Annotated in this window: 10 protein-coding genes; 7 read left to right on the top strand and 3 right to left on the bottom strand. The window is 44.2% G+C overall.

Annotated elements, in window-relative coordinates; translation table 11 throughout:
• Positions 1-511 precede the first annotated feature (511 nt).
• Positions 512-1,051, top strand: coding sequence for a Dps family protein (locus QUA74_RS28660; protein ID WP_333205474.1), 540 nt, complete (start codon positions 512-514; stop codon positions 1,049-1,051).
• A 232-nt stretch (positions 1,052-1,283) separates the two neighbouring features.
• On the opposite strand, the gene QUA74_RS28655 is transcribed toward QUA74_RS28660, so the two are convergent.
• Positions 1,284-2,384 carry a glycosyltransferase family A protein gene (locus QUA74_RS28655; RefSeq protein WP_333335950.1) on the bottom strand — a complete coding sequence of 367 codons (1,101 nt, stop codon included), beginning with the start codon at positions 2,382-2,384 and terminating at the stop codon, positions 1,284-1,286.
• A 609-nt stretch (positions 2,385-2,993) separates the two neighbouring features.
• Between QUA74_RS28655 and QUA74_RS28650 the strand changes: the two genes are divergently transcribed.
• From QUA74_RS28650 to QUA74_RS28630, 5 genes are all read left to right on the top strand, one after another.
• A complete protein-coding gene (locus QUA74_RS28650) occupies positions 2,994-4,025 on the top strand; it encodes a glycosyltransferase family 2 protein (RefSeq protein ID WP_333335947.1) in 1,032 nt (343 codons plus the stop codon).
• Between the two features lie 147 nt (positions 4,026-4,172).
• Entirely contained in the window at positions 4,173-5,624 is a 1,452-nt protein-coding gene (locus tag QUA74_RS28645) for an NAD(P)/FAD-dependent oxidoreductase (RefSeq protein WP_333335944.1), read from the top strand.
• A 21-nt stretch (positions 5,625-5,645) separates the two neighbouring features.
• Complete coding sequence (gene pnuC / locus QUA74_RS28640; protein ID WP_333335942.1) at positions 5,646-6,317, top strand: nicotinamide riboside transporter PnuC; 672 nt, start codon at positions 5,646-5,648, stop codon at positions 6,315-6,317.
• Positions 6,314-7,297: an AAA family ATPase gene (locus QUA74_RS28635; protein ID WP_333335939.1), complete on the top strand. Its 984-nt coding sequence runs from the start codon at positions 6,314-6,316 to the stop codon at positions 7,295-7,297. The genes pnuC and QUA74_RS28635 overlap by 4 nt, the downstream gene beginning before the upstream one ends.
• 135 nt (positions 7,298-7,432) lie before the next feature.
• On the top strand, positions 7,433-7,921 hold the full coding sequence (locus QUA74_RS28630) for a hypothetical protein (protein ID WP_333335937.1): 489 nt from the start codon (positions 7,433-7,435) through the stop codon (positions 7,919-7,921).
• Positions 7,922-8,206: 285 nt separating this feature from the next.
• On the opposite strand, the gene QUA74_RS28625 is transcribed toward QUA74_RS28630, so the two are convergent.
• Both QUA74_RS28625 and QUA74_RS28620 read right to left on the bottom strand, forming a co-directional pair.
• Entirely contained in the window at positions 8,207-8,563 is a 357-nt protein-coding gene (locus tag QUA74_RS28625) for a DUF86 domain-containing protein (protein ID WP_333335934.1), read from the bottom strand.
• Positions 8,541-8,888, bottom strand: a complete 348-nt coding sequence (locus QUA74_RS28620) for a nucleotidyltransferase family protein (RefSeq protein ID WP_333335931.1) — start codon at positions 8,886-8,888, stop codon at positions 8,541-8,543. Before QUA74_RS28620 ends, QUA74_RS28625 begins: the two co-directional genes overlap by 23 nt.
• 165 nt (positions 8,889-9,053) lie before the next feature.
• Here QUA74_RS28620 and QUA74_RS28615 point away from each other — a divergent pair, with 165 nt between their 5' ends.
• On the top strand, positions 9,054-9,182 hold the full coding sequence (locus QUA74_RS28615) for a hypothetical protein (RefSeq protein WP_333335930.1): 129 nt from the start codon (positions 9,054-9,056) through the stop codon (positions 9,180-9,182).
• Positions 9,183-9,199: the final 17 nt, after the last annotated feature.

Here is a 9,199-nt window from a genome sequence, read left to right as displayed (position 1 = left end):
GGGGGCAAGTTTCATCGGATACAGGTTTTTTATTTCTGGACGGATGAATCCGGGGGCTTGTATCCTGGATGCTTTCGCTCAGAACTACTCATATGAGAAAATCTGTTTCCTAGCGTTCTAGGATAACAGGGTTATATTTAATTGCAAGTCCCTGATGCCGTCCTTTAAAGCAGCCCGCACAATTAAGTGTGTGGATTTTGGTTAACCTTGGGTGGGATGTTGCTTAACTTCCGCAGAAATTCCTGGATTTGTACGGGCTATCAGACTCCAGCCTTTTCCTCTAGGGGGATTGAGAGGGAAATCACCGACGGCCCAATCGCTGTGTTCACCAAGCAAAGGTGATGCAGAACAATAAGTTTTATTGCATCTATCTAAGGGTATCAATATTGCAATTACTTTAACCTGAAAAGCAGATATTTTACTAAAGTTCGATCGTCCTCTGGGTTGATGTAAGTGGTTGGGGAAATTTGTTCTAATAAATGTAAAGTTAGATTTGAAGGAACAATTTTCAATGCGTAAGTTAAACATAGGTCTATCTGACGAGCAGCGTGCAGGCGTTATCGAACTATTGAATCACGACCTGGCAGATGCTTATCTGCTGTTAATCAAAACCAAAAAGTATCACTGGGATGTAGTGGGCCCGCAGTTTCGATCGCTCCACCAGTTGTGGGAAGAACACTATCAGGCGTTAACATTAAATATCGATGCTATGGCTGAACGGGTGAGAACTTTAGGTGGCTATCCAATTGGTACTGCTGAGGGTTTTCTGAAGTATGGCTCGATTCAAGAACATATCGGCGATTTGCCTTTGGCTACGGAAATGGTAGCGCGTTTAGTTGATGACCACGAACTGATTATTCGCAATCTCCGCAAACACGTTGAACAATGCGGTGAAGAGTTTAAGGATGATGGAACCGCAGACTTTTTGACTGGTTTGATGGAACAGCACGAGCAAATGGCTTGGATGTTGCGCTCGTTTATTGAAGGGGAATCCCTGTCGCCAGACGGCCAGCAGCCACAAGCTAAAACTCCTACAGCTTCTCACGCTTAGATTGATTAAGTAGAAGGAAGAAGGAAGTTCGGCAACGGATTTTGTAACGGATGTAACGGATGTAACGGATGTCAGTCCGATGTCTGTCGCAAGAAGGAAGCATGGAAAATGGAGATTTTTTTATTTAATTCTCTTTCCTGATTCTTGAGCGAGCAACCAGGCAGAATTAAACGCCCTCTAGCTTCCTGAAAAACCCGGTTTCTTCAAAAAACCGGGTTTTTCAATGTTGGGTTTATTTAGATTTTAGATTTCCTAAACTGTTGAATCGCATTCTTTCATATACTTGCGAGGGTAACATTCTGTGAGCCTTCGTCCGCGTCTCAATCCTAGCAAGTGTCGTTCCTTCACTGGATTCAGATGCTGGTTTTAACTCTAACCCTGATGCAGGTGGCGGTGTAACTATTATTTTTAATATACTTTCTATAAAGAGCAGATACAAATTGTGTCGCAAAAGTGCCATTGATAAATCTTCTTTGAAAGCTCTATAAAGCCAAGATAATGTACTCCGGTGATTGCCGCTGCGGTTGCTTTTAACAGCTAAGTAAATGTAAAAATTGCTGCTAGACCAGCGATAAATGCTGCTACGAATTTCAGGATGTTGCTGTCGGACATCGGCCATAATTAAAGAGTGAGATTTTGCCATTGCTGCATAGTTGCTAGACATACTGCTGGCAATCTGCCGATAGCCAACTAAGTATTCTGGTACGACTTTAAATTGATAATGTTCGGCGATGCGGAGGTGAAGTTCCCAGTCTTCACAGCCTTGAGCGTTTTCTAGTTTAAGTTTGCCGTTGTAACCGCCGACTTTTGCAAAACAAAGGCGGCGGATTAGAGATGAGCTGGCATTGCCTATAAAATATTTATAAATTAATGCTGTGTAAACTTCTCCTTCGATGGTGGAGTTATAAAATCCACCTGTCAGCAAGTCTTTTTCATTTATATCAACTGACCAGGAATAGACAACTCCGACAGATGGTGCTGAGGAAGTCAGGCATTTCACTTGTTTTTCTAGGTTGTGGGGATACCAAATATCGTCGGCATCGATGGGAGCAATATATTCGCCTTTTGATTTTTCAATTGCTAGGTTGCGGGCGACGGCGACGCCGGCATTTGGCTGGTGGAATAAGCTGACTCGGCTATCTTTTTGAGCAAAAGATTGGACTATTTCGGCTGTTGTATCTGTAGAGCCGTCATCAACTACTAAAACTTCTATGTTTTGATAAGTTTGAGATAAGACCGACTCTAAGGTTTTAGCAATAAAATTGTCAGCGTTGAAAGCTGGTATGATGACTGAAACTAATGGCTGATTTAAAGTGTTTTGGGAGGTTATCATGTAATATAAAAAATGGTTTAGATAAAAGTTTTGGTTCAAAGGGAGCTAGCTAAGGGTATGTTAGCAAATTACCAAAGCTCGATCGTACAGCGTCGGGAATTTTAAGACGTATATTTAAAAATATATATTGCCAAAAGTCATAAAATGTGCATTGAGTCCGCAGTAGCGATCGAGACTTGGTTCAGGAGTCACTCGCGGATGAGGTCGGTAAAAGAAATTGTACCGCGCAAGTGCTGACAGTTCCCGGTGTCCGTATAAAGGATGTTTGATTTTATACGGTGTGCCTACTTATAAAATCACAGTCTTGTGCGGTGCAACACAGCCGCACAAAAATGCTGCTGGTGCTTTTTCGCAAGTTTACACAAACAATCCTATATTTAAAGATTTTGTAAAGCTGTTGTCTGCATCAGGTCAGTCTCAGCAAGATATGGCGTAGAATACAGGTATGAATTGGGGAAAATCTAATCGAGAATGCCAGCAAAAAATCTAGTTGAATACAAACAGCAATCGAGTTATAAATAAAAAAGTAGAGCTAATTTTACCCTTCGTAAAGTAGCAACAATAAAATTTAAGCAAATTTGGGTTCCTGCAATTTAAATAATTTAGGTAATGATTTCTACCGCCGACCCCACTGTATCCATCATTATCCCAGTCCACAACGGGGGCGCTTACTTCCGCACCTGTTTGTCAAAACTGGCTCAAGCTGTGCCTAGACCGATCGAGATTATTGTAGTAGCAGATGGCGAAAGCGACGGTTCTTGGCGTCTGGCTAAGGAATTCGGCGCCAAAGTCATCAGGATTCCCGAATGCGGGGGGCCAGCGCGGGCAAGGAATTTGGGTGCCCAAGCTGCAAAGGGAGATATTCTGTTTTTTGTGGATGCTGATGTCGCTGTTTGTCCAGAAGCTGTGGGCTATGCGATATCAGTGTTCAAAAATAATCCCTACTTAGCTGCTTTCATTGGCTCTTACGACGATGATCCTGGAGATCCTGATTTTCTATCGCAGTACAGGAACTTGCTGCACCACTACGTGCACCAAACAGGTAACGAAGAAGCTTCGACTTTTTGGGGCGCTTGCGGAGTGATTCGCCGGGAAATTTTTTTGCAGATGGGGGGCTTTAATGAGAGTTACCGCCAAGCTTCGATCGAAGATATTGAGTTCGGCTACCGTTTGAAACAAGCAGGTTATAACATTCGGCTGTGCAAAACATTGCAGGTGAAACATTTAAAGCGGTGGAAACCTATGGGTATGGTGAAAGCTGACTTTTTCTACCGAGCACTGCCTTGGACAGAACTGATTTGGCGCGATCGCAAATTGAATAACGACCTCAACTTGCAAGTTTCAAACCGGATCAGCGTGATTTTAACTTATGCAGTCCTGCTGGCAATTTTGGGAACCTGCTGGTCGCTGAGCTTTCTGCTACTGGCTGGTTTGCTCGCCATACCACTGGTAGCAATTAATGCACCACTTTACCGATTTTTTTACCGTAAACACGGTATCGTATTTGCCGTGAAAACAATTCCGTGGCACTGGCTTTTCTACTTTTATAGCGGACTGGCATTTGCAATCGGTACTGGTCGCTACTTATACCAAAAAAAGCCCTTGACTGGCAAAGTTAGCTTGCCAGTATCCGCTCAATAAATCAAGGCAAATCGTCCTTCAACATTAGGTCGATCGATAGTTTCTCAGGGTATTTACGGGTGCATCTATCGCTTTGACAAGTTATAAATAACTGTATAGAGTTATTTATAACTGTATAGTTCGATCAAAAAGCTGGAGGTAGGCTTAGTGAAACATTATCCTGTTGCGATCGTCGGTGCAGGCCCTGCGGGCTTGACTGCTGCCTACGAGCTCGTCAAGCAAGGCATCATCCCTGTTGTACTAGAAAAAGGTGATAAAGTTGGGGGAATAGCTCGCACAGAAACCTACAAAGGCTATCGTTTCGACATTGGCGGCCACCGCTTTTATACTAAAGTTGAAGCCGTGCAGCAGTTGTGGCAAGAGGTACTGGGAAATGAGTTTATTAAAGTGCCACGATTGTCGCGAATTTTTTATCGAGGTAAATTTTTTAACTATCCGATCAGTGCCTTCAATACTCTCTTTAATTTGGGCATAATTGAGAGTACGCTGATTATCTTGAGTTATCTGAAAGTGAGAATTTGGCCACTTACGGAAGAAAAAACTTTTGAACAGTGGGTGATCAATCGTTTTGGCGAACGCTTGTATAAAACATTTTTTAAGACTTACACGGAAAAAGTTTGGGGCATTCCTTGTTCGGAAATTCAAGCAGATTGGGCGGCGCAGCGGATTAAAGGATTGTCCCTGACGACAGCAATTATTAATGCTTTGTTTGGCAGCAACGACACCAAAACATTAATCAAAGAGTTTGATTATCCGGCTTTGGGGCCGGGGATGATGTGGGAAAAATTCGCGGAAGCTGTGGAGAATAAAGACGGCAAAGTTTATCTGGATACTAAAGTGATTAGCTTTGAGCGTGAAGGTAATAAAATTAAAAGTATTACTGCGGAGCAAAACGGAGAATTAATTCAATATTCGGCGGATAATTTCATTACGAGTATGCCGATATCGGCGCTGGTAGGAAGAATGAAACCGCAGCCGCCCGAAGAGGTATTGCACGCCGCGCGATCGCTCAAATATCGAGATTTTTTGATTGTATCACTGATTGTCGATCGCAAGGATTTGTTTCCTGACAACTGGATTTACATTCACTCCCCCGAAGTCAAAGTGGGACGAATTCAAAACTTTAAGAATTGGAGCGCCGCTTTAGTTCCCGATGCCAGCAAAAGTTGTTTGGGAATGGAATATTTCTGTAGCGTAGGCGACGAGGTTTGGGAAATGTCAGACGCTGAACTTATCGAATTAGCAACTCGCGAGTTGGTTGGTTTGGGGTTAGCCAAAACTGACGAGGTTGAGGATGGAGTTGTCATACGGCAGCCCAAGGCTTATCCAGTTTATGATGGCGAATATCGAGGACACTTGCAGGTACTTGAAGGTTTTGTGAAGGGAATTGAGAATTTGCAGACGATCGGGCGAAACGGTATGCACCGATACAACAACCAAGACCATTCCATGCTGACGGGAATGCTGGCTGTGAGAAATATTCTCGGCGAAAAGCACGATTTGTGGGATGTGAATACTGAGCGATCGTACTATGAAGACTTTAGTGTCGATCGCTCAAAAGAAAAGAAGGATTCGGATTTGATTTCGCAGTCAATATAGCCAGCCGAGATAGGGATTGCCATGAAAAAAGCGAACCTGCCAAACTTAATCGGCTTCGCAGCAAGCATCTTCGTGCTCCTGCTTTCTGTGCAGTGGTTTGTCCCTATCCAACTCGACTTAATCGAAGCGATAGCCGCGATCGCTTCTGCTTGGAGCGTTTGGCTGCTTGCTAAAAACAATCCCCTAGGCTGGTGGATCGGCTTAATCGGAGTTATCGCCTACGCTGCGGTGTTTTATCAAGTTAAACTTTACGGCGAAGTTGCGATTCAATTTTTCTATTTAATCACGAGCTTGCGAGCAATTTATATTTGGCTGCAGGGCGGCGAAAACAGCACAGAAAAACCTGTATCTCGCATGGATCAACGCTGGCTCATCCTCACCGCAGTCTTAGTTACAGTTGGCGTATTTGGCTTGCGAACAGTATTAGTATCTTTGGGCGGTGCAGCACCATTTTGGGACGCCCTAACCACCATCTTAAGCGCGAACGCTCAGTTGTACCTGATGGGACGGTATCTCGAAAGCTGGTATTTGTGGATTTTTGCAGACATGATTTACGTTCCCTTGTATGCCTCGCGCGGGCTATATTTGACGAGTATTTTGTACGCGATATTTTGGTTAATGGCAATTTACGGACTGCAAAATTTTCAGCGGATTTACTCGGAACAAAAGTTAAAAATGCAGCAATCTTTATGACACTTGGTGTTACTGTAGGCAAATTTTATCCCTTCCATAAAGGACACGACTATTTAATTCGAGAAGCTAAAAAAAAGGTTGACCGTTTAATCGTTCTGGCCTGTTACAAAACAAATCAAGCAGTTCCAGGAAGCGTTAGAGCCGAATGGATTCGGTTTTTGCATCCCGACGCAGAAGTTATCGAAGTGCTCGACGATTTGCCGGAAGCCCCCGAACCTTGGGCTCAGAGGACTCTAGAGGTGCTTTCCGGGCGAAAACCCGATATCGCTTTTACTTCAGAAGATTACGGCGAAGCTTGGGCAAAACTGATGGGATCTCAACACTGTGCAGTTGATCGCGAACGGCTCAAATTCGCGATTTCTGGAACGCAATTGCGATCGCACCTAGCCGAACACTGGCAAATGCTGACTCCCCCAGCCAAAGCCTACTTTGCCAAACGAGTCTGCGTGCTGGGTGTAGAATCGAGCGGCACGACTACCCTGGCGCGATCGCTCGCACAGCACTATCAAACTGCTTGGGTTCCCGAATACGGCAGGTGTTACTGGGAAGGCAGGCAATATTCGCCCGATCCTGAAATTTGGGACAGCTATGAATTTGTAGAAATTGCCCAGAAACAAGCTGCTATAGAAGACGATATTGCTACTCGCGCTAACAAAGTCGTTATCTGCGATACAGATTCTTTAGCTACTTGTATTTGGCACAAACGTTACGTTGGTTCAGAACACCCGACAGTCGAGCAAATTGCAGACAGTCGCCGCTGCGATTTGTATATTTTGACTCAGCCGGATTTCGGGTTTGTTCAGGATGGAACGCGAGAAAGCGAACATTTACGGATGACTATGCACCAGCAGTTTGTTGAGGTTCTTCAGAATAAAGGAAAGCGGTATATTACTGTCGCAGGAGCGCACGAGTTGCGAATGTCGGAGGCTCTGCGGGCGATCGATTCGCTGTTGGTTTTTGAACCGTTAAAAGAGCTATAGAATTAGGAATAAGTGGAGTGCGAGCGCGCACCTTTTATTTGCGGGCGATCGCTCTTTTGAAATATCTCTTGCCGATCAAGATATTTATTAGAATAGTCGAACTAGGCGGTTAAAATGATTGCAGGGAGACGATTCATGAAACTCACGGATTTGCCCCAAGATGTTCTCGATGATTTATGTCAGGATCGACAGTGGCGATTAGATATCGATCCAGGATTTGACAGCAAACACGAATTTTGGATGGCGTGGCACCATTTTCTCAAGTTACCGGAGCAATCCTACTTTGAGATCGCCGAAGATAGTCTGGCAGATTTTCTCACAGTTGAAGAGTATAACCTGCTGCTGCCAGTGCCGCGATCGCACCATGCCAGCATTCATCCCATTCGATTGATTCCGAGTGCTGACCAACAGACACTTACCCTGTTTCTTCAGGACTCTTACCATCGTGATTGGTTCACAAAGCCCAGCGATGCCCGTTATGGATTTCTGGCGATCTGCGATCGCTATCAGAAGTTTGGTTGCGATTTCTATCTTGCCAGCTATTATCATTTTTCTTACCTCCTCGGAAAGGATTACGAAGTGGCTGTAGCGATTCTTACTCAAAAATTAGGTCAGCTACCGTAGTTGATGTCTGATTGAATGATATCGATTAAGATTAGTTTGTAGTGAGGACTTTAGTCCTTCGATCCTGCGGACTAAAGTCCTCACTACAAACCGGAGCGATCGCCCTCAAGCGCTAAGCGGAGCAATTTGACCGAAAGCATCCAGGATACAAGCCCCCGGATGCCTCCGTCCAGAAATAAAAAACGTGTATTCGAGAAACTTGCCCCCCGAATTTATCCGTGGGGTCAATGCTTCAATTCTTTAATCTAAAATCTAAAATCTAAAATCGATTGACCGGGCATGATATCAAGTATCATCAGGTAACGGTGGCAGTAATGCCTCTATTTGGACCAGTAAACTAGGCAAAATACTTGTAACGATATTCCAAATAACTTCCGAACTCACTTGGTCATAACGATGAACCAAAATATTGCGTAAGTTAATCGCATTTCGCCAATCAATTTCGGGATGGAACTGCTGAAACTCGCTCGAAACTCTGCGAGCTGCTTCGCCCAAAATCCCCAACTGCCGCTCTACGGCACTTTGCATAAAAACACTTTCAAGATAAGTCTCGCATGACGCATCCCCCGTAAACTCTTGAATCCGACGGATTGCCTGCGCCATGTCCCAAAGTGAAGCACTATCCCGCTCGTTGGCTTGCATAAATCACTCGATAGGTTTTCAAAATGTTCGATCGCCGATAGGGATTTTTTAACAGCTTTTTTTCCACCAAATCTACAGGACGGTGAAATAAATGCTCTATCTCTTCCTGCATACCCAATAAATGAGACAGCGTGAGGCGGTGCGATGGCTCGTAAGTAACTAATACATCCACATCGCTATCAGGGCGAAAATCATCCCGCAGCACCGAGCCAAACAGGGCAAACTCGACTATGTTCCAGCGCTGGCAAAATTGCGTGATCGCATCCAGAGAGACTTTTAATCGATCGCTCACTACATATTCTAAATCCGCTTGTAACTCAATCATGGGCGAGTCAACCTCAGACTACAAAATTCAGAGAATCCAAGCATTGCTATAGCAGCCGCTAATTTACCACACTTGAGCATCCCAGACACATTTAAGTTTTCGATGCAAACAAAATTTACTAGACTTACTGATAAGATGAGAGGAGCTAGATTGAGAGGTCATCTTATGTCGCCGATAAAACAACGCCTTCTAGAAGCGATCGAACGGACTCCTGAATCGCTTTTAGAGCAAACCCTGACCAAAAAAACGGGATTCAAGCCCCGTCCTTCTAGGACGGCTTTTCTTGATTTCTAATATATTCCTTCAAAACT

Source organism: Microcoleus sp. LAD1_D3 (genome assembly GCF_036702135.1).
GTDB lineage: Bacteria > Cyanobacteriota > Cyanobacteriia > Cyanobacteriales > Microcoleaceae > Microcoleus.
This window is presented reverse-complemented; position numbering and strand designations above follow the sequence as displayed.